Here is a 19,253-nt window from a genome sequence, read left to right as displayed (position 1 = left end):
GACCCTCGCGGCTGTGACGATCCCGAATGGGCCGACCCGCACGCCGGATGCGAAATTTTTTGCAAACCGCCCGGGCCTCCTCAGCTGAGCAGCACAATGCCGCCGGGAAGCGTTTTGGCTTTCACGCCAAAGGCTTGTTCGAGCTGCAGGAGAACCTCGTCGATCCGATCGATATGGAAGCGGCCGTTGATCAGATGGGCGTTGAGCTCGGCATTGACGATGAAGATCCGGCCCAACCGGTACCGGTTCACCTCCTCCACCACCTTGGGCAGGGGCGTGTAACGGAAGATCAGCAATCCCTCTTGCCAGGCCGCCTCGACGGCCGGATCGATCGCGACGATGTCGCTCATGCGCCTCTCGTCATAGGCGATCTGTTGCCTTTCACGAACGGTACGGGCGTTTCCCTGATGCTCGACGCGAACCTCGCCGCCGAGACAGGTGACGCGCACCTCGGCTCCGAGGTAGCGCACGTCGAACGAGGCTTGCGTTGCCACCGTTTGACCGCTGGACGCGATCACTGTCACCGGTCGGGACTGCTGCGGGGCCGTCGCGATCGATGCCTGACCCGTGATCAACTCGATCCGGCTGGTGTCGCCATGGTCCGGGCGCAGCGCGATGCTGGTTCGCGTGTCGAGGTTGATCGACACATTGCCGCTCAAGGCAACCTTGCGCTGCTCTCCCGTACCGGTCCGGTAGTCGGCCGCAAGCTCGGACCATGACGGCCAGAGCTCGAGCGGGGGCCGCAGCGTCACCGCTCCGACGGCGGCCGCGGCGGTTGCAAGCCCGCCGCCGAGCACCAGCCTGCGGGTCATCACGCGCTTTGCTTCGCCATCAAGCAATACGCCCAGCGACGCGGGGTCATACCGGAGGTTATGGCCGGCGTTGCCAACCGTTTCCCAAAGCCTACTTGCCTTGGCAAAGGCAACCGCATGGGCAGCGCTCTGCTGGCGCCACAGCTGGAATGCCTCGGCGTCCTCGACCGTCGCGTCTCCTGACGTCAAGCGCCTCACCCAGGCATGTGCCTCCCGCTCCATCGCGCCGAGCCCAATCGTCGATTTGCCGCCTTCGTACGTCATGCGGACTTGCCTCGCCGCGCACGCAAACGGCAGCCTCCGCGGCCGAACCGTTCGTCTATCCACTTGACGTTCGCGATAGCCATCAACCGCACAACTATTTTCCCAGCTTCAGCGCGCAGTGTTCCTGGGCGAGGCGGAGTTCCTTCTCAACGAGACGCAACGAGACCCCCAGCCGGCTGGCGATCTCCCGCTGCGGCATTCCCTGAAGCCGCGCGGCCAGCAGGATGACCCGGCGGCGCGGCGTCAGTTCCGCGATCGCCTTCTCCAGGGCCTCGATCTCGAAGCGAGCCTCCGTGATCTGACCCGGCCCCGGCGCGTCGTCCACAATATGAAGCAGATCCTGAACCTCATTGCGGGCCAGACGCCGTTTCTCGGCCCGCTGCCGGTCGATTGCGACGTTAAAGGCCATGCGGAACAGATAGGCCGCCGGGCTTTGCACCGACCCCGCCACCTCGGCCCGCCCGAGACGCACATAGGTGTCCTGCAACGCATCGCTGGCAAGCTCCGCCGATCCGAGACGACGGCTCAGCCGCAGCTTGAGATCGTCGTAGCGGGCAGCCAGGAAGCTGCGCAGCATGGTCCGGGTTGCGTCGCTCATTGCGGCACGCTCAATTCACCCCACCGGTGGTCCGGATTGCGTCGATCCCGGCGCAGTCCAGCGTCCGTTCCGACGGACGCGCCGCAACGACCATCGTGAGGGGTTGCGAGATGCCGGGCGGCGGCACCTCGTTCATTCTCAATCCGCGAAGCGTCGTCTCGATCGCGCTGTCGACGCGGTCATCGCCTGTCTTGCTCAAAAGCCTGATCTGTTGCACGGATCCCGTTGGAGCGATCCAGAACTGCACGGCGATCCGATAGCGGCCGGGCCGCAGCAAAGTATCCCTGCAGAAGGCGTCGCGAACGCGCTCCTGCACCACGGCATAGTAGCGGGCACGAATGACCGGATCGCCTTTTCGCGCATCGACGTCGGGCGTCGTCGGCTGCCCGGCGGCCGGAGACGAGGGCACGATCACCACGGCGTTCTCCGACGTCAGGCGGCCGACAAGGCCAGTGCCATCGAGCAATATCTGTAGGGCTTCAGAAGGCGCGAAAACGCCCCTCATCTCGCCTGAGAGCCGGCCGGTCGCAAGCCGCGCATCGTAGAGCACCTCACGCCGCGACGTGGCGCCATAACTTTCCAGTGCGGATGTCAGGGGTTGCGACGGAATATCGAAGGTGAGGCGCGGCGCAGCAGCGGTCGGACTCTCCTGCCCCATCGCGACATCGCTGCCAGCGCCCAGCATGCAGAGGCAGATCAAAACGCACAATCGACGAGCGTCTGAGGGGCGCCCTGCCAAGCCCCTCGAAAGATATCCAATGCTCATCGTATCCGCGTCGATTGTTTCCCAAGGCGGGCGACTGTGTCCAATCTGCAACGTTAGCGTCGAAGTGTGACAGCGGTGCGTAGGCTCGTGGACGAGGATCCGAGCCCGCTCGGGATGGCAGCACTATTTCTTCAATTCCGCATAAAGCTGCATCACCCGTTGCGGCAATACCTCGATGCGGGGCACCCGGAGCGCATGGCGCTCGCCGAAAATGCGATCGAGCTGGGGAAATCTGTCCTCACCGATGCCGAAGGCAAAAATATCGGTGCCGCGCCGCCGCAGCTGCTGAGCGGCACGGCGCGCGTCCTCCACCAGATATTGCGGATCGGGCACATCGACGTCGGACGGCTCGCCGTCGGTCAGAACCAGCAACACCTTGCGGAATGCGCGTCGGCCCGCGAGGTAGCCCCCGGCGTGGCGCAACGCGGCACCGAGCCGGGTGGAATGGCTGCTGCCAAGGCCCGCGAGACGCGAACGCACCACGGCGTCCATCGGCTCCTCGAAGCCCTTGATGCGGAGATAGCGCACGCGCTCGCGGCCGTCGGAGCTGAAGCCGTGCACCGCGATCGCGTCATTGGCGGCCTCGACCGCCGTCGCCATGATCGCGGCGGCCTTGCGCTCGACGTCGAGAACCGTCCGGCCGTGACGATCACGGTCCGCGGTCGATTGCGACAGGTCGAGCAGCAGCAGAACGGCGAGATCGCGCGGTCCCGGCGCATCGCGCTGGTAGACCCTGGGCTCGCTGATACTGCCGGCACGGCGCTCGATCGTCAACGCGATCGCCGCGTCGATGTCGAGCGCGTCGCCGTCGCGCTGGCCCTTGTGTCTGATGCGGCGGCCGATCGAGGCGTCGCGGGTCAACTCGGTGATCCAGCGCATCGCCTCGGCATCCGTCGAAGGGTCGAACGGCTGCGCGGAAACCGCCGCATCAGCCTCCAGGATCGTGGTCCAGTCCGCCCGCTCGGTGCGCGTCGCATAGTCCCATTCCGGGTAGGTTGCGACCGGAAATCCGTCCAGCAGGGTCACCGCTGCGGCCTTCGCACGCAGCGTCTCGTCGGGCATTGCGTCGTTGTCGGCGGACTTTCCATCCGCGTCGTCGCGGCGCTCGATCCGCACCGAATCGACTGCAAGTTCGATCGTCTCGGCCGGGCTGTCCGGCTGATCGCCAAAATCCCACAGCGCCAGATTGTCATCGCGATAGGCCGGCTCGACGACGTAGCTCCTGGCGTTGAACTGCAGCCGCATCTGCCCGATGTCGTTGCCGAGCAGCCCGCCGATCTCGCGGCTGACGGCAGGATCAATCCAGCGGTCGGCGACCTCGGCAAACAGCGTCCGCCCCTTGGTCACCCACGCATCCGGATCCTGATAGTCCGGATCGATCAGCGCCCGCGCCAACCGCATCATCAGTCCGGCGGCGGTTGCCTGGCCGGTTGGCGTCGCACTGTGGAATGGCAACCACAGCCGGCGCAGCCCGGGCATCTCGCGAAGCGCCAGCGTCTCGACCCGGGCATCCTCGATCAGCGAGACCAGCGCGATCTGCAGCGCCTTCAGCCGCCCCACGGGAAAGCGGATGGTGGAATGCACCAGATGCGCGCCGGCATGCGCGACCGCGGCGAGATAGATGATGTCCGCTCCCTCGCCCGCAAAACCGGGAAAGGTCTCCGGGAGCCCGATCAGGCCGGCGGCGAGCGACGCACGCCGCGGCACTGGCGTCGGCGCAACGGCCAGCTTGCGGAAGCGCGGCTTCCTGTTCCACAGGGCGAGCGTGGTTGCGGCGAGGCGCTTCTCCAGCCGTGCAAAATCATCGCCGGTCCGGCCGACCGCGAACAGCCGCGCCGAGAGCGGATCGTCGAGCGCGAAATAGGCGCGCCGGCGCGATGCGCGGCCGCCGCTTGCGCGCAAGCCGGCCGAAACCCAGGCGGAAAAATCCTCGGCGCCGCCATGTGCGAGCAGCGGCTCCAGCCGGCCGATCGCAAGGCCCACCGATTCCGGGCCTGCATCTGCGAGTTGACCAAGCGCTGCAAGAACCGCCGTGAGTTCTCCAGCACCCGCAAGCCGCGGCAGCACTTTGGACAATTCGGTCAGCAGCCCATGGGCGGCGCGGCTTCCGGCGCTGCGGCCGATATCGCCTGCGGCGCGTCCGATCGCGATCAGATCATCGGTCGATCGCAGCGCCGGCCATTGCTCCGATAGCTTTAAAAAGCCCAGAACCACCGCCTGGCCGAGGTTGGCCTCGAACAGGTCGTGCACCGCCTCGTCCCAGGCCGCCAGACGATCGAACGACCCCATCCGGTGCAAGGCGGCCCGCGCCGCCTGCACCGCCACGGCGATCTCATCGTGGCCGCGCAGGAGGGCCGCAAGCCGGCGCCCGGACCGGAAGCCATCGAGCGAACTGATTTGCGCGACCGCCACCGCCGAGTTTCCGTTTACGCAGAGGCCGAAATCACGTCACGCAACGTGTTCCTGGTGTCCGCATCATCGGTCAAGGGAACGACGATCGTGGTCTCGCAGGCCTTTTCGAGGCTGATGCCGCATCCGATCAAGCGACCGGCATTGACCAGCATCCGGGTCGAAGCGCCTTCGTCGAGGCCCTGGCCCTTCAAATTGCGGCTGTGCTGAGCGATCTTCACCAGGAGATCGGCGAGATTGGGCTCGATGCCGGCCTCGCGCGACACCACCTCGGTTTCGACCGGCCGGTCGGGATACCCGAAATCCAGCGCCGCAAAACGCTGCTTGGTGGATTCCTTGAGGTCCTTGATCGCGCTCTGGTAGCCCGGATTGTAGGAGATCACGAGCTGGAAATCGGAATGCGCGTGGATCAGCTCGCCACGCTTTTCCAGCGGCAGCACACGCCGATCGTCGGTCAGGGGATGGATCACGACCGTCGTGTCCTGACGCGCCTCGACGATCTCGTCGAGGTAGCAGATTGCGCCAAGACGCACGGCCGTCGTCAGTGGTCCGTCACTCCACACCGTACCCTCCGCATCGAGCAGCCAGCGCCCCACCAGATCCGCCGCCGTCATGTCCTCGTGACAGGCGACCGTGATGAGCGGACGGCCGAGCCGCCAGGCCATGTATTCGATGAAGCGGGTCTTGCCGCAGCCGGTGGGGCCTTTCAGCATCACCGGCATGCGGTTCGCATAGGCTGCGCCGAACAGTTCGACCTCATCCTTGAGCGGCCGGTAATACGGCTCCTGGCGGATACGGTACTGGTCGAGCAGCAAAGCGGGATTGGACAAGCTCACGCCTCCCATGATCGCGCAGGCAGCCGTTCGCAACCGATTGAACTCACGATGCGAGCAATTCCTTGAGCTTGGTATCGATGAAGGCGACATCGACCGGATTGGTCCCCGGCCCGCCCGCGAAGTGGCCCCAGATCGACGGCACCGGCACGAACTTGGCGTTCGGCATGTTCGCGACCTCGTTCTCGCTGTCCTCAGGCGGGAAGTAGAGATCGGTCTGCCCCGGCATGACATAGGCCTTGGCCTTGATCGCCTTCAGCGCAGCCTTGAAGTCGCCATTGTAGATCTCGTTGGCGCTGATGTCGCCATTCTGCCAGGTCCACAGCATGGTGAGCAGGTTGTTGGGATCCTTCGGCAGGAAGAAGCCCTCCCAGAACGCCACCAGGAAATCCTCCAGCGACGAAAAGCCCATCGTCTTGACGTCGAGCTGCTCGCGATAGAAGGCCTGCGAAAAGCCCCAACCGGCATAGACCCGCGCGGCGGCGCGCAGGCCGCGGGCCGGCTTATCTGTGTACCAACCCTCCTTCCACGCCGCATCCGCCGTGAGTGCGGCCTTCACGCCCTCCAGGAACACGTAGTTGTGGCGCGAGCATTTCGCAGAGCCGCAGAACGGCGCCAGCAGATCCATCATATCGGGATAGAGCGCGCCCCAATGGAACGTCTGCAACGCGCCCATCGACCAGCCGACGACCAGACGGATGTGCTTGATGCCGAATTTCTCAGTCACCAGCCGGTGCTGGGCGCGGACATTGTCATAGGCCGTCACCTGCGGAAAACGCGGTCCGTTATACGGCTCCGGCGTGTTGCTCGGCGACGACGACAGGCCGTTGCCCAACATATTGGGAATGATGATGAAGTACTTCGCCGGATCGAGCGCCATGCCCGGCCCGATCAGCCATTCATTGTCGTAGTGCTGGCCGGAGTACCAGGTCGGATAGACGATCACGTTGTCCTTGGCCGCGTTGAGCTGGCCAAACGTCTTGTAGGCGAGCTTGCAGTCGCGGAGGGTCGCGCCGCGCTGCAAGGCCAGATTGCCGAGATCATAGATCTGATAGTCGACGCTCATTGATGTACCCTTCTTGCTTGATCGAGCTTGTCGCTTACGCGGGCCGCGCCACCTTTTCGGTGGAAGATTCCACCCGTGCGATCGCTCCGTACACGATGCTGGCGACCAGCGCGGCTGATATCGCAGTGGACAGCCCCGGCATCAGATTTTCAACCGCAAATGCGCACAGCGACCCGATGCCCCAGGCAATGAAGGGCTTCGCGCGCCAGTCCACGTCCGCGCGCGCCCCGGTGCGCAACAGGTACTGATCGACCAGGATGATCGCGCCGATCGGCGGTACGAGGATGCCGAGCAGCGACAGCCACTGGATGAAGAACGCCCAGACGTTGCCCGCGGCAACGATGATGCCGATGGCGCCGAGGATCACGGCCATCAGCCGCATGTTGGTCCCGAGGATACGCGACCAGCCAGTGGCCGCATTGTAAAGGCAGTGCGAGCAGACCGAGCCGAGATTGGCGTAGAGGAAGATGAATGCGAGGATGCTGAGCCAGGTGAGCTGCTTGCCGTTCATGTAGCCGAACATGTTGTCGACACCGAACGGATTGGCGTTCGGCACCGCAAGCGCGGCCGTCATCACGCCGCCGACCAGCATTGCCACCAGATTTGCGAACGGAAATGCGCTGAACGTGGCAAACAGGGACGCCCGCGGGCTCGGCGCCCAGCGGTTGAAGTCCGCCGTCACCGTGCCGGCGTCGATGAACAGCGCGAGCACCACCGTGAGGCCGACGCCCATCGACATGCTGGCAACGCCATTATTGCCGGCATAGCCGAAGATCGCCGCTGCCGTCGTGGTCGAGGCAGCATCGGCCGCGACCCAGAGGCCGAGGACGACAAACAACGGCACCGACGCCAGCCCGATATAGTGCAATCCCTTTACGCCGACGAAGGTGATCCCGATATAGAGCACGCCTGCGACGATAGTCATCGCCACATAGTTGAGGCCGTAGGTCGAGGAGATCAATGCGCCGGTGATGCCGGTCTGCACCGCATACCAGCCGAGCAGCAAGGTCGACAGCAGGCCCGACGCCAGCACATAACCCTTCTTTCCGAACACGATGCTCGCGATCAGCGCGAAGTTCATGCCGCGCCTGGTGCCGATCAGGCCGAGCGCGCCCACATAGGCGAACATGATCAGATTGCCGATGATCATGGCCACCAGGGCATTCTTGAATCCCATGCCCAGCACCAGCAGCGATCCCGTCATCGCCCCGGTGATGATCATCGGAAAGCCCAGCCACACCATGGTGACCGAGAAGGCGCTGCGCCGGGCGCTGATCGGCACCGGCTCGTGCTCGAACTCGTGGCCGAGCAGGTCGTCGATCTGCCCCTCGGTCTGATGCACCAGTCCGCTATTTGCTTCGCTGCTCATGGTAACCCCCGTTTCCCGCTGCAACAGTTTCAGAACCGCGCCGGCGCGAATGATCGCGCCGGCACAGCTCGGCTTTTCCAATCAACGATGTGCGACTTTCTGGTTCGGAATGCCCTCGATCGGACACTCGTCGGTCCCGACGGTCGGACGGGTCATGGCTTCAACCATCTCCCGCGTACCTTCGGGGTCCGTGATCCAGTTCTTGTAGAAGGTGTACGGGCAGACCGCGTGGCCACGGTCGCCCTCTCCGGAGTTGATCAGGCCGGTATAGCCGCGGTGCATCAGCTTGAAGAGATGGTTCTGCGACTGCATGTTGCGGCGCGCATCGCGGATCAGCGACACCGAGAGCTGGGCGTACTGGATGCCGTTCTCCTCGGTGCCGCACTCGCCGAGCGTCCGGCCGTCGAAGCCGATGAGCGCGGAATGGCCGAAGTAGGAATACACGCCGTCGAAGCCGGAGGCGTTGGCGACCGCAACGTAGCAGTTGTTGGCCCAGGCCATCGATTTCGAGATCTGGATCTGCTGTTCCTTGGCCGGATACATGTAGCCCTGGCAGCGGACGATCAGCTCTGCGCCGCGCATCGCGCAGTCACGCCAGATCTCCGGATAGTTGCCGTCGTCGCAGATGATCAGGCTGATCTTCAGGCCCTTCGGCCCTTCCGAGACATAGGTGCAATCGCCGGGATACCACCCTTCGATCGGCACCCACGGCATGATCTTGCGATACTTCTGGACGATCTCGCCCTTGTCGTTCATCAGGATCAGCGTGTTGTACGGCGCCTTGTTGGGATGCTCCTCGTGGCGTTCGCCGGTCAGCGAAAACACGCCCCAGACCTTCGCCTTGCGGCAGGCATCGGCGAAGATGCGGGTCTCTTCGCCCGGCACTGACGAAGCCGTCTCGTACATCTCCTTGGAGTCGTACATGATGCCGTGGGTCGAGTATTCCGGGAAGATCACGAGGTCCATGCCCGGCAGGCCGAGCTTCATGCCCTCGACCATCTTGGCGATGTTGCGCGCGTTATCCAGCACCTCGGCCTTGGTGTGCAGACGCGGCATCTTGTAATTGACCACGGCGACGCCGACCGTGTCCTTGCTGCTCGATATATCTCCATGCAACATGTCTCGACTCCCTTTCTGAACGATAATTCCCGCTACACGGCCATGTGCAGCTGGATGAGATCATCGGTGAGTTCACCGATCGCGCCCTTGGCGACGACGCGTCCCTTTTCGAGCAGCGCGAAGCGGTGGGACGCGCGCCGCGCGAACGCGACATTCTGTTCGACCAGCACCACCGTGATTCCGCGCTCGCGATTGAGTTTGACGATCACGTCCTCGATCTGCTCGACGATGTTCGGCTGGATGCCCTCGGTCGGCTCGTCCAGCAGGATGACCTTGGGCTGGGCAAGCAGCGCGCGTGCAATCGCAAGTTGCTGCTGCTGACCGCCGGAGAGATTGCCGCCGTAGCGATTGAGAAAATCCTTGAGCACCGGAAACAGCTCGAGCACCCATTCCTCGATGCCGTTGGCCGATTTCGCCGCGAAGGTTCCGAGCGTCAAATTCTCCCGCACGGTAAAGCGCGGCAGGATGCCGCGGCCCTGCGGCACGTAGGCGATGCCGGCCTTGGCGCGCTGATGGGTCCGCAACGGCGAGATGTCGGCGCCGTCGAGCGACAGGCGTCCGGTGCACCGGTCCATCAGGCCGAGGATGCTGCGCATCAGCGTGGTCTTGCCGACGCCGTTGCGGCCGAGCACCGACAGGAACTCGCCATTGCCCACCATCAGATTGATGCCTTGCAGGGCGCGGCTGTTGCCATAGAAAGCGTCGACGTCGGTCAGCTCAAGCATGGCTGATGCCTCCCGATCCGAGATAGGCGCGGCGCACTTCGGGATGCGCCTCCACCTCCGCTGCGGTGCCCTCGGCCAGCATCTGGCCCATATGCATCACCGAGATGATGTCGCCGATCGCCTTGACGAAGCCCATGTCGTGCTCGACCACGATCAGCGTGTGCTTGCCCTTCAGCCGTGCGAACAGTTCGGCGGTCTTGCGGGTTTCCTGCGCCGTCATGCCCGCGGTCGGCTCATCCATCAGGATCAGCTCGGCGTCCTGGGCGACCAGCATGCCGATCTCCAGCCACTGGGTCTGGCCGTGCGACAAATAGGCGGCCGGCCGGTCGAGCTGCTCGGTGAGTCCGACCAGCTCGGCAAGACGCTCGATGTCGTCACGCCCAGCATTGCCGATACTCCAGCGCAGATTGCCGAACACGGAGGTGCGGCGCGCCCGCGCCACTTCGAGATTGTCGCTGACCGAGAGCTCGCGGAAGACGCTCGGCACCTGGAACTTGCGGCCGACACCGGCGCGGGCGATCTCGTATTCCTCGAGATCCTGCAGCGCGGTGCCGTCAAAGCTGACGGTGCCGGCGCTCGGCTTGACCTTGCCGCAGATGATGTCCAGCGCCGTGGTCTTGCCGGCGCCGTTCGGCCCGATCAGGCAGCGCAGCTCGCCCTTGCCGACGCTCATGTTGAGCGAATTGAGCGCCTTGAAACCGTTGAAGCTGACCGAGACGTCGCGGAGATCGAGATGGGAGCTCATGTGCTGCCCTCCGTCTGGCTGACACCCCGTGCAACCGCGCCGCTGGCGGCCTGTCTGCGCTGGGCAACCCAGCGCCAAGTGGCCTGCGCGAGGCCGGCGAGCCCCTTGGGCAGGAACAGCACCACGAGCACGAACAGCGCGCCCATCACCAGCGTCCAGGTTTCGAGGAACGCCGCGGATTCCGACAGCGCGCCCTGCATGCCCGCGACCAGCACCGCGCCGAGGAATGCTCCGACCAGGCTTTGCCTGCCGCCGACGGCGCACCACACCACCACCGAGAGCGAGAGCTGCACGCCGAGGAAGGTCGGCGAGGCAAACTCCATCACGATCGTGTAGAGCATGCCGGCGAGACCTGCGATCGCAGCCGACAGCGCGAACACGAAGATCTGGTAAAGCGCCACGTCGTAGCCGAAATAGCGCACGCGGCTCTCGTGGTCGCGGATCGCCTGCACGATCAGGCCGGCCCTGGACTTGGTGAAGGCAAAGGCAACCAGCAGGCTGAGCAGCACACATCCGGCAACGAGATAGTAGGTCGCGCGGCCGTAGGCATCGAACGCGACGCCGAACAGCTCGAGCTGGGCGAGATCGGTGATGCCGTTGAAGCCGCCGGTGTAACTTTGCTGGTCGATGATCACGAGATTGATCACCACCATGGTGGCGAGCGTGATGATCGAGACGTAGACGCCGGTGACCCGCCCCCGGAACATGAACCAGCCGAGCGCCGCCGCAACCAGCGCCGGCACGAGCAGGCCCGCGGCGATGGCGAAGCTGAGCGACCGGAACGGCTCCCAGAACCAGGGCAAATGCTGGACATTGTTCCAGACCATGAAGTCCGGCAGTCCGCTGGCCCCCGTATGCACCGGCACGGTCTTGAGCTTCAGCGCCATCGCCATCGCGTAGGAGCCGAGCCCGAAGCTCATCGCCTGGCCGAGATTCAGGATGCCGCCGAAGCCCCAGGACAGCCCGAGCGATATCGTCAGGATCCCCAGCACGAGATAGCGCGCGACCTTGTTGAGCAGGAAGTCATTGTTGAGCAGCACCGGGAGCGCGAACACCAGCGCGGAAACGATGAGCAACGGTGCAAGTTGCGCGATCAGGCGCTGCAATCCGCTGGAGGTGGAAATATTCGAAGGCATAGATGAGCGATCTGTCTCAGGCCCGCACGCGTGCGGTGAAAAGCCCCTCGGGGCGGAAACGGATGAGCACGACGATGGCGAGCAGCACGATCGTCTTGGCCACCGTGTCGTTCTGCAGAAAGGCGATGCCGCCGGAGAGCTCGCCGAGGATGAAGGCACTTGCCACGGTGCCGGCGAGGCTCTGCACGCCGCCGAGCACCACCACCATGAAGGCGTCGACCACGTAGCCGGTGCCCATATCGGGCGACACGCTCTTGAGCGGCGACACCAGCGCGCCGGCAAGTCCGGCAAGGCCCGCGCCATAGGCGAAGGTCAGCGCATAGACCCGCTTGGCGTTGATGCCGAATGAGGCGGCGACCGAGCGGTCCTGGATGATGGCACGCAGCTTCATCCCGACCGTGGTGCGGTTCATGAGCAACCAGGTCGCCCCGAACAGCGCGATCGACACGACAAATAGGAATACCCGATACGACGATATCGGGATGCCGAACACGTCCATGCTGTCGGCCAGCGCCGGCGGCAGCTGCACATAGCGGAGTTCGCTGCCGACCATCAGCCGCACCGCCTGTTGCAGCATGATGCCGACACCCCAGGTGGCGAGGATCGTGTCGAGCGGCCGGTTGTTGAGCAGGCTCAGGACGTAGCGTTCGATGACCCAGCCGAACGTGGCCACCACCAGGAAGATCGGAACGAGGCTCGCGAGCAGGCCGAGCCCGAGATAGGTGTGGAACACCCAGGCGGCGTAAGCGCCGAGCATCACGAACTCGCCATGGGCGAGATTGATGATGCCCATCGAGCCGTAGATGATCGACAGGCCCAGCGCGACCAGCAGCAGAATCGACCCGATGCTGAGGCCGGTGACGATTTGTTCGATGAGTTGGTCCACGTCGGGATCCGCTTTCGATGTTCGTTTGGGCGCCTGCGCCCCTCGCATGTGTGCGAGAGGCGGCTTTCGTTGCGGGAAGCCGGCCGCCGGCGCCGCACGCCGACGGCCTTCGTCAGCCCCCGTCAGCTCTTCTCGACCAGGCCCTTCTCGGTGCAGGACTGCCCGGGATAGGCCGCGTAAGGCACCGGCTTCAGCCAATCCTTGGCCTCGACCAGAATCTCGAACTGGCCGTTCGACTTCGCCTGCGCGATCTTGGGCCACAGCCAGGTGTGCAGATTCTCCGGCTCGATCCGGACCTTGCCCTGCGGCGCAATCACTTCCTGGCCCTTGACCGCGTCGCGGATGTTCGGCGGCGTGAGGTCGCTGGTCGCGAGCTTCTCGACCGCCTGCTTGAACAGATAGGTCTGGAAGTAGCAGGCCTCCGAGACGAAATGCGTCACCTTGTCGGCGCCCCAGCGCTTCTTGTAGGCCTCGACGAATTTCTCGTTCTCAGGCGACTTGTGCACCATGAAGTACGGCGCCGAGGTGAAGTGCCCAGCGGCAGCCTCTCCGCCCATCGCCGCGACCTCGTTCTCGGAAGTCGTCAGGCTCGCCATCGGCATCTTCTCGGGATCGAGGCCGGCAGCCTTGTACTGACGATGCAGTGCGACCACGGAATCGCCGACCACGGTGGAGAAGATCACGTTCGGCTGCGTCGAGCGGATCTTGTTGATGACGGAAGAGAATTCGGAATGGCCGAGCGGCACATATTCTTCCGCCACGACCTCGCCGCCGAGCTTCTCGAGCAGCTTCTTGCAATAGTTGTTCTCTTCCTTCGGATAGATGTAGTTGGAGCCGATCAGATAGAACTTCTTGCCGAACTTCTTGACCAGCCAGGGCACGAACTCGTCCTGCTGCTGGTTCGGCACCGCGCCGGTGTAGATGACGTTCTTCGAGCACTCGCGGCCCTCATAGAGCGTCGGATACCAATAGAGATTGTTCTGCCGCTCGAAGACCGGAAGTACCGCCTTGCGGCTCGCCGAGGTATAGGAGCCGAACACGCTCACGCATTTGTCGCCGACGACGAGCTTGCGGGCCTTCTCCGAGAACGTCGCCGGATCCGACGCGGGATCCTCGACGATCGGCACGATCTTGCTGCCCTTGATGCCGCCGGCGGCGTTGATTTCCTCGATCGCAAGCAACGTCGCCTTGTTGAGCGATTCCTCGATGATTGCAGTGGTTCCCGTCAGCGAGAACAGCACGCCGACCTTGATCTCGCCGCCCGCGGCGTAAGCGAGGTCGGCGTTCTTGATCCAGATATGCGGCAGTCCGGCGCCGGCAAACGCGCCAAGCGCCGCGGTGTTCCTCAGCAAAGTCCGCCGTGAAATGCTCATCCCTAGCTCCCTTCAGGACTGAAAAAACAAAAAGCCCTCCCGATGCGCGCTTACGCGAGCATTGGGAGGGCTTTGTTGCCGGTTGTGTCGAAGGCGGCGCTGTCGCCGCCGGCCCCGCTATTGGGGCTTACTGTTGATGATCGTAGCCAAGCAGTTCGAACGAGTCAACAATCGCCGCGGCGACTGCACTTGCCGACACGCGACGATCCATCGCCTGTCGTCTGATGAATCCATAGGCTTCGGTTTCCGGCATCTGCCGCGTCGCCATCAGGATGGCCTTGGCGCGTTCCACCGTGCGCATCGAGCGCAGATTGTCGTCGAGCTTCTCGATCTTGCTGCGAAGCCGCCGTTCGTAACTGAACTGGCTGCGCGCCAGCACGAGGCTGGACAACACTGCATTCTGCGTGAACGGCCGCGGCAGAACGGCGTTGGGCGTTGCGTGACACAGCGCATCAGCGTGAACGGCTTCCGTCGCCGGCAGGATCACGACCAGCGCGGAACGCGCATCGCCGGGAATCCACGGCAGGCGCCGCGCCAGATCCGGTGAATATTCGCAGTACACCACGTCGGCATCGGCCGGCACGCTCTCCGGCATCGGCCAGACCTGACGCACCCGCATCCTGAACCGCTGCAATTCGCGCAACAACATGCCGACCTGATCGTCGACCGGCGCGACCACGACGGCCGACAGATCGGCAAGTTCCTGAACCATGGTCTTGCGTCCGCCGACGTCTCGGCTCAGCGACGGCTTACGCGACTGCTCGTTCATTGGACGCTTCCTGTTTGCGTTGCACGACCATACCCGATCAGGAACGGATCCGCATGCACCGGCTCCTTCGACTGGCTGACCACATCGAACTGTCCCTGACGGTTGGCGCGTCCGATGCGGGTCCACAGATCGGTATGACCCGACATCGGGTTGACGGTGACCGCACCTTGCGGTGCATCAAAGCTGGTGCCGAACACCATCGAGCGGAGCACTTCCGTATCCAGCGAATTGACCTGCTCGAGCGCCTTCGCAAACAGATGCAGCTGGAAATAGGATGCCTCGGCGCACATGTTGGTGGAGATGTCGGCGCCGAACCGCTTCTTGAAGCGCTGCACAAACGCGTTGTTGGCGCTGCCCTCGATGCCCTGGAAATAGGATGCCGCGGTGACGTGTCCTTCGCCGACGTCGAAACCCATGGCGGCGATTTCGGCTTCCGTCGTGGTCAGGCTGGCGATCGGCACTTGCTTTGGATCGAGCCCGACATTCGCGTAGGCCTGATAGAGGAAGACCGTGCCCTCCCCCACGACGGTCGAGAAGATCACGTCGGGCCTGACTCGCTTGATGTCCTGGATGATCGGGACAAAGTCCTGCCAGCGCGCGTAGACATTGACGTAGCGCTCGCCCACGACCGAGCCGCCATTGCTCTTCAGCAGTTCGCGCATCACCCGGTTGGACTCGCGCGGATAGATGTAGTCCGACCCCACGAAATAGAATCGTGTTCCGAACGTATCCATCAAATAGCGGCACAGCGCGAGGCTGTTCTGATTCGGCGAGGCGCCGGTGTAGATGACGTTCGGCGACGCCTCGAAACCCTCATAGAGCGTCGGGTACCAAAGCAGGCCGTTCAGCCGTTCGACCACCGGCAGCACCGCCTTGCGGCTCGACGAGGTGTAGCAGCCGAATATAGTGCTGACCTGATCCTCCACCATCAACCGTTTGGCGTAGTGGCCATAGGCGGCCGAATCCGAGCCAGGGTCGTAGGCGACGGGAACCAGCTCGCGCCCGCAGACCCCGCCCGCCTCGTTCACCTCCTCAATCGCAAGCTGCGTGCCCTGATACTGGGTCTCCTCGATCACCGACATGAAGCCGGTTCGCGAGAACAGCACGCCTATCCGCCACGGAGCGGAGGTCGCTTGGGTAAGGTTCGACATGGTCAGGCCCTCGACAGAATTGGAGGGACGAGAGGGATTATTGTTCTTGTTGCTCTCGAACAGCATTGCCGGGGGCGGAAGATTGCATGTCATCTGCCGCGAGACAAGGACCCACGAAGCTCATCCTGTCAGCGAGTTGACGCGAAACCAGGCAAACCGCATGTCACCCGCGACGGATCACAGGTGCAGCGATCCACGGGTCATCTATCTCCGGTAGACGCGCGATCGATTGCCCGTATCGAGCGCAGGGATGGATAGTAACTCCGAAGAAACCTATGCCCGGCGCCATTGCAGCAAGGAGTAAGGCGGGTTCGACTCCGGGTGATGCTCGAAGACCCCTTCGACATCTGCGCCGATTGTCACCACCTGTTCGGGATCGCCGAGCAGATTGCCGACCATGCGGATGCCGCCGGCATGCGGCAGTTCGACAAGCACGGCGATGTAAGGTCCATGCCCTTTCAGCGCCGCATGCGATGGATGCCACGCGCGTTCCCAGCTGAAGATCCGGCCGCGCGGCGCGACCTCGGTCCATACCGGATCGAAGGCGTGGCAGCGGTGGCAGAGCCATTCGGGTCCGAACTGCCACGTGGCGCAGCGGCCGCAGCGTTGCACCAGCAGCTTGCCCTGACGCAATCCCTCCCAATAAGGCGCAGACAGGCCGTCAGGTTCTGCAACCGGGATCGGCAGGCCCGCCGGAAGATAGCGCGCGCTCGGCTTGCTCATAAGGTGGCCTCCGAACCCAAGATGAGGTTGCTCGCGGGAGAGACCATCGGACCTCCGATGACCATTGCGACCTCGCTGCGTCGAGCCTGGCTCGTCGAAGTGCCGCGCACCTGGCGAACCGCTTCCAGCACGAGCTCAAAACCGTGCATGTAGCATTCGGCGAGGTTGCCGCCGCTGGTGTTGAGCGGCAGCCGCCCGGACGGCGCGATCAGGTTCTCGAATGTCAGGAAGTCGTTGGTCTCCTCCGGCTTGAAGAACCCGTGCTCCGCCAGCGCCATCACGACACCGCCGGTGAAATTCTCGTACGCCTGGACCACGCCGACATCGGACGGCCCTACTCCGGCCATGCGGTAGAGGTCGGGCGCGACGGTGTCGAAGCTCGCCGTGGCGTAGAGCGGCGCGTTGTGCGCCGTCGCTGCGGCGCGATGTCCGGATCCGAAGGCGGCACCGAGCAGATAGGCCGGCTTATTCCGGAATTCGGCGGCGCGCGCCGCCGATACCAGCAGCAATGCCGCCGCGCCGTCATTTTCCATGCAGCAATCGTAGAGATGGAACGGCTCCACGATCCAGCGCGAGGCATCGTATGTCACGACGTCCAGCGGCCTGCCTTGCATCACGGCGCGCGGGTTGGCCTGGGCGTGGTGATAAGAGGCGAGCGCAATCGCGCGCAACGCCTCTTGCCGTACGCCATGCTCGTGCATGTAGCGCTGCACACGCATCGCAAACCGCTGCGGCGGCACCAGCACGCCATAAGGCATCAGGTAGGACCGCTCGCCCGAAACCGTGTGGATCCCGCCCGCTTGTCCGAACCGACCATATTGGCCCTGCGCCAATGAGCGGAACACCACGACACAATCGGCGAGGCCCGCGACGATCGAGGCCGCCGCGTTGGCAACCGCAGCACAGCAACCGCCGCCGCCTCCGCCCCATTGCATGGTGGCCGAGCGCAATCGACGTGTCCCCAGCGCCGCGGCGAGCCGCGACGCCTCGCTGCGATCGTCGCTGTAAGACGAGAACCCGTCGATCTCGCGCGGATCGAGCCCGGCGTCCTCGCAAGCCGCCAGAATGGCCTTCAGCGCGAGCTTGAATTCCGGGTCGGGGGATGCACCGTGGCGATAATATTCGGTTTCGCCAATCCCGATCACGGCCACACGGCCCCGCAGCGTGCGCTCGTCTCGCGCGCGCGCCGTCACGGCTTGGCATCCTGTCGCGCGGGCTGGCTGCCGAAAGCCCCGCCTGCGGCAAGCCGCGCAATCTCCACCTCATCGTAGCCGAGCAACTCACGCAGGACATTCTCGGTGTGCTGCCCGACGGCCGGTGCCGCGACGGGATCAACGATCGGCGTCCGCGAATAGCGGATCGGCAGGTTCACGTTCGGCACCCAACCCACCGTCTCGTGCGGGATCCGGGTGACGATCCCGCGCTCCCTCGCCTCCGGGGAGCGGATCGCCTCGCCGACGGTGCGCACCTGACCGCAGGGCACCCCCGCCGCCCGCATCCGCGATTGCCAGTGCGACCAGGGCCGCTGCGCAAAGGCGTCGCCAAGGATCGCGAACAGCTCCTCGCGCCGGCGGATTCGATCCGGGCCGGTTGCATAGATCTCGGCCGCCGCGAGATCCTCGCGCTCGACAACCTGCGCCATCAGGCGTTGGAAGATCTTGTCGTTGCCGCAGTTGATATAGAAGGCGCAATCGCTCGCCAGGAACACACCCGACGGACACGTATCCGGACTTGTATTTCCGCTTCGCTTTGGATCGGAACCGCTGAACAACGACTGCATGGTCGCATAGCCGGTCATCAGGACGGCATTCTCGAACAACGACACCTCGATGGCCTGGCCCTGTCCGCTCCGCTCCCGCGCGAACAGCGCGCCAAGGATCGCATTGCTTGCCATTATCGCGGTGCTGATATCCATCACCGGCGACAATGCGCGCACGCCCTCGCGGTCGGCATAGCCGTTCATCGACACGAAGCCGCTCTCGACCTGCGCGATCGGATCGAAACCGAGCCGGTCCGAAAATGCCCCGTCACGACCATAGGCCGACACCGAGCAATAGATGATCTCGGGTTTGATCTTGCGGCAGCTCTCATAGTCGAGCCCCAGCCGTGCCATCACGCTCGCCGAAAAATTCTCGACCAGGACGTCGGCCATCGCGACCAGCTCGCGTGCGACCTTTACGCCCTCGGGCGACTTGAGATCGAGGGCGACGCTGCGCTTGTTGCGGTTGGTCCAGAGGAAGGGCGCACCGTGCCTGAGATCGGGATGCACCGGGGGATAGCGGCGCAAATCGTCACCGCGGCCCGGCGCTTCGATCTTGATCACCTCGGCGCCCATGTCGGCGAGGATCATGGTCGCAAACGGTCCCGCGATGAAATGCGAGAAATCGATCACCCGGACCCCCTCGAGCGCCCTTGGCGCATCGACAGGGCGCGGCGTGTGCTCGGGAAAGTCGGCTTCAAGCTGATCCAGCATCAGGGCATCCGTCAGTTTGAGAAGTGTTGATCCGAG

General features: G+C 64.1%; 18 protein-coding genes. All 18 read right to left on the bottom strand.

Going from position 1 to position 19,253, the window contains the following annotated elements:
• Nucleotides 1–80 precede the first annotated feature (80 nt).
• The 18 genes from ACVIGB_RS48535 to ACVIGB_RS48450 all read right to left on the bottom strand — a co-directional run bounded on the left by ACVIGB_RS48535 (nt 81) and on the right by ACVIGB_RS48450 (nt 19,217).
• Complete coding sequence (locus tag ACVIGB_RS48535) at nt 81–1,076, bottom strand: FecR family protein (protein ID WP_456723923.1); 996 nt, start codon at nt 1,074–1,076, stop codon at nt 81–83.
• Nucleotides 1,077–1,170: 94 nt separating this feature from the next.
• Nucleotides 1,171–1,674, bottom strand: a complete 504-nt coding sequence (locus tag ACVIGB_RS48530; RefSeq protein WP_176532285.1) for an RNA polymerase sigma factor — start codon at nt 1,672–1,674, stop codon at nt 1,171–1,173.
• 10 nt (nt 1,675–1,684) lie between these two features.
• A complete protein-coding gene (locus tag ACVIGB_RS48525; RefSeq protein ID WP_456723924.1) occupies nt 1,685–2,359 on the bottom strand; it encodes a TonB C-terminal domain-containing protein in 675 nt (224 codons plus the stop codon).
• 204 nt (nt 2,360–2,563) lie between these two features.
• Nucleotides 2,564–4,852, bottom strand: a complete 2,289-nt coding sequence (locus ACVIGB_RS48520; RefSeq protein WP_456723925.1) for a VWA domain-containing protein — start codon at nt 4,850–4,852, stop codon at nt 2,564–2,566.
• Between the two features lie 14 nt (nt 4,853–4,866).
• Nucleotides 4,867–5,679, bottom strand: coding sequence for a CbbQ/NirQ/NorQ/GpvN family protein (locus ACVIGB_RS48515; RefSeq protein ID WP_283842118.1), 813 nt, complete (start codon nt 5,677–5,679; stop codon nt 4,867–4,869).
• A 49-nt stretch (nt 5,680–5,728) separates the two neighbouring features.
• Complete coding sequence (locus ACVIGB_RS48510) at nt 5,729–6,748, bottom strand: alpha/beta fold hydrolase (RefSeq protein WP_456723926.1); 1,020 nt, start codon at nt 6,746–6,748, stop codon at nt 5,729–5,731.
• A gap of 34 nt (nt 6,749–6,782) precedes the next feature.
• Complete coding sequence (locus ACVIGB_RS48505; protein ID WP_456723927.1) at nt 6,783–8,117, bottom strand: purine-cytosine permease family protein; 1,335 nt, start codon at nt 8,115–8,117, stop codon at nt 6,783–6,785.
• 81 nt (nt 8,118–8,198) lie between these two features.
• Nucleotides 8,199–9,236, bottom strand: a complete 1,038-nt coding sequence (locus ACVIGB_RS48500; protein ID WP_092125395.1) for an aliphatic amidase — start codon at nt 9,234–9,236, stop codon at nt 8,199–8,201.
• 32 nt (nt 9,237–9,268) lie between these two features.
• Nucleotides 9,269–9,961: an urea ABC transporter ATP-binding subunit UrtE gene (gene urtE / locus ACVIGB_RS48495; protein ID WP_092125394.1), complete on the bottom strand. Its 693-nt coding sequence runs from the start codon at nt 9,959–9,961 to the stop codon at nt 9,269–9,271.
• Nucleotides 9,954–10,706, bottom strand: a complete 753-nt coding sequence (gene urtD / locus ACVIGB_RS48490; RefSeq protein ID WP_092125393.1) for an urea ABC transporter ATP-binding protein UrtD — start codon at nt 10,704–10,706, stop codon at nt 9,954–9,956. The genes urtE and urtD overlap by 8 nt, the downstream gene beginning before the upstream one ends.
• Nucleotides 10,703–11,842: an urea ABC transporter permease subunit UrtC gene (gene urtC, locus ACVIGB_RS48485; protein WP_456723928.1), complete on the bottom strand. Its 1,140-nt coding sequence runs from the start codon at nt 11,840–11,842 to the stop codon at nt 10,703–10,705. The genes urtD and urtC overlap by 4 nt, the downstream gene beginning before the upstream one ends.
• Before the next feature lie 16 nt (nt 11,843–11,858).
• A complete protein-coding gene (gene urtB / locus ACVIGB_RS48480; RefSeq protein ID WP_456723929.1) occupies nt 11,859–12,728 on the bottom strand; it encodes an urea ABC transporter permease subunit UrtB in 870 nt (289 codons plus the stop codon).
• Nucleotides 12,729–12,850: 122 nt separating this feature from the next.
• A complete protein-coding gene (locus tag ACVIGB_RS48475; RefSeq protein WP_173641995.1) occupies nt 12,851–14,101 on the bottom strand; it encodes a transporter substrate-binding domain-containing protein in 1,251 nt (416 codons plus the stop codon).
• A 127-nt stretch (nt 14,102–14,228) separates the two neighbouring features.
• Nucleotides 14,229–14,870: an ANTAR domain-containing response regulator gene (locus ACVIGB_RS48470; RefSeq protein ID WP_092125390.1), complete on the bottom strand. Its 642-nt coding sequence runs from the start codon at nt 14,868–14,870 to the stop codon at nt 14,229–14,231.
• Nucleotides 14,867–16,021 (bottom strand): transporter substrate-binding domain-containing protein, encoded by a 1,155-nt coding sequence (locus ACVIGB_RS48465; RefSeq protein WP_456723930.1) that lies wholly within the window; start codon nt 16,019–16,021, stop codon nt 14,867–14,869. The genes ACVIGB_RS48470 and ACVIGB_RS48465 overlap by 4 nt, the downstream gene beginning before the upstream one ends.
• Nucleotides 16,022–16,294: 273 nt before the next feature.
• Nucleotides 16,295–16,744, bottom strand: coding sequence for a Zn-ribbon domain-containing OB-fold protein (locus tag ACVIGB_RS48460; protein WP_456723931.1), 450 nt, complete (start codon nt 16,742–16,744; stop codon nt 16,295–16,297).
• Nucleotides 16,741–17,937: a thiolase C-terminal domain-containing protein gene (locus tag ACVIGB_RS48455; RefSeq protein ID WP_456723932.1), complete on the bottom strand. Its 1,197-nt coding sequence runs from the start codon at nt 17,935–17,937 to the stop codon at nt 16,741–16,743. Before ACVIGB_RS48455 ends, ACVIGB_RS48460 begins: the two co-directional genes overlap by 4 nt.
• A complete protein-coding gene (locus ACVIGB_RS48450; protein WP_456723933.1) occupies nt 17,934–19,217 on the bottom strand; it encodes a CaiB/BaiF CoA transferase family protein in 1,284 nt (427 codons plus the stop codon). Before ACVIGB_RS48450 ends, ACVIGB_RS48455 begins: the two co-directional genes overlap by 4 nt.
• Nucleotides 19,218–19,253: the final 36 nt, after the last annotated feature.

Source organism: Bradyrhizobium sp. USDA 4341 (assembly GCF_054063755.1).
The sequence above is the reverse complement of the archived record's forward strand: the minus strand, read 5'-3'. Positions and strand labels throughout refer to the sequence as shown.

Bases quoted from the DNA above. Each gene is read 5' to 3' on its own strand.
- ACVIGB_RS48460 (WP_456723931.1), bottom strand. From the start codon at position 16,744: ATGAGCAAGCCGAGCGCGCGCTATCTTCCGGCGGGCCTGCCGATCCCG.
- urtC (WP_456723928.1), bottom strand. From the start codon at position 11,842: ATGCCTTCGAATATTTCCACCTCCAGCGGATTGCAGCGCCTGATCGCG.
- ACVIGB_RS48465 (WP_456723930.1), bottom strand. From the start codon at position 16,021: ATGTCGAACCTTACCCAAGCGACCTCCGCTCCGTGGCGGATAGGCGTG.
- urtE (WP_092125394.1), bottom strand. From the start codon at position 9,961: ATGCTTGAGCTGACCGACGTCGACGCTTTCTATGGCAACAGCCGCGCC.
- ACVIGB_RS48500 (WP_092125395.1), bottom strand. From the start codon at position 9,236: ATGTTGCATGGAGATATATCGAGCAGCAAGGACACGGTCGGCGTCGCC.
- ACVIGB_RS48470 (WP_092125390.1), bottom strand. From the start codon at position 14,870: ATGAACGAGCAGTCGCGTAAGCCGTCGCTGAGCCGAGACGTCGGCGGA.
- ACVIGB_RS48525 (WP_456723924.1), bottom strand. From the start codon at position 2,359: ATGCTGGGCGCTGGCAGCGATGTCGCGATGGGGCAGGAGAGTCCGACC.
- urtD (WP_092125393.1), bottom strand. From the start codon at position 10,706: ATGAGCTCCCATCTCGATCTCCGCGACGTCTCGGTCAGCTTCAACGGT.
- ACVIGB_RS48535 (WP_456723923.1), bottom strand. From the start codon at position 1,076: ATGACGTACGAAGGCGGCAAATCGACGATTGGGCTCGGCGCGATGGAG.
- ACVIGB_RS48510 (WP_456723926.1), bottom strand. From the start codon at position 6,748: ATGAGCGTCGACTATCAGATCTATGATCTCGGCAATCTGGCCTTGCAG.
- ACVIGB_RS48475 (WP_173641995.1), bottom strand. From the start codon at position 14,101: ATGAGCATTTCACGGCGGACTTTGCTGAGGAACACCGCGGCGCTTGGC.
- ACVIGB_RS48450 (WP_456723933.1), bottom strand. From the start codon at position 19,217: ATGCTGGATCAGCTTGAAGCCGACTTTCCCGAGCACACGCCGCGCCCT.
- ACVIGB_RS48505 (WP_456723927.1), bottom strand. From the start codon at position 8,117: ATGAGCAGCGAAGCAAATAGCGGACTGGTGCATCAGACCGAGGGGCAG.
- ACVIGB_RS48530 (WP_176532285.1), bottom strand. From the start codon at position 1,674: ATGAGCGACGCAACCCGGACCATGCTGCGCAGCTTCCTGGCTGCCCGC.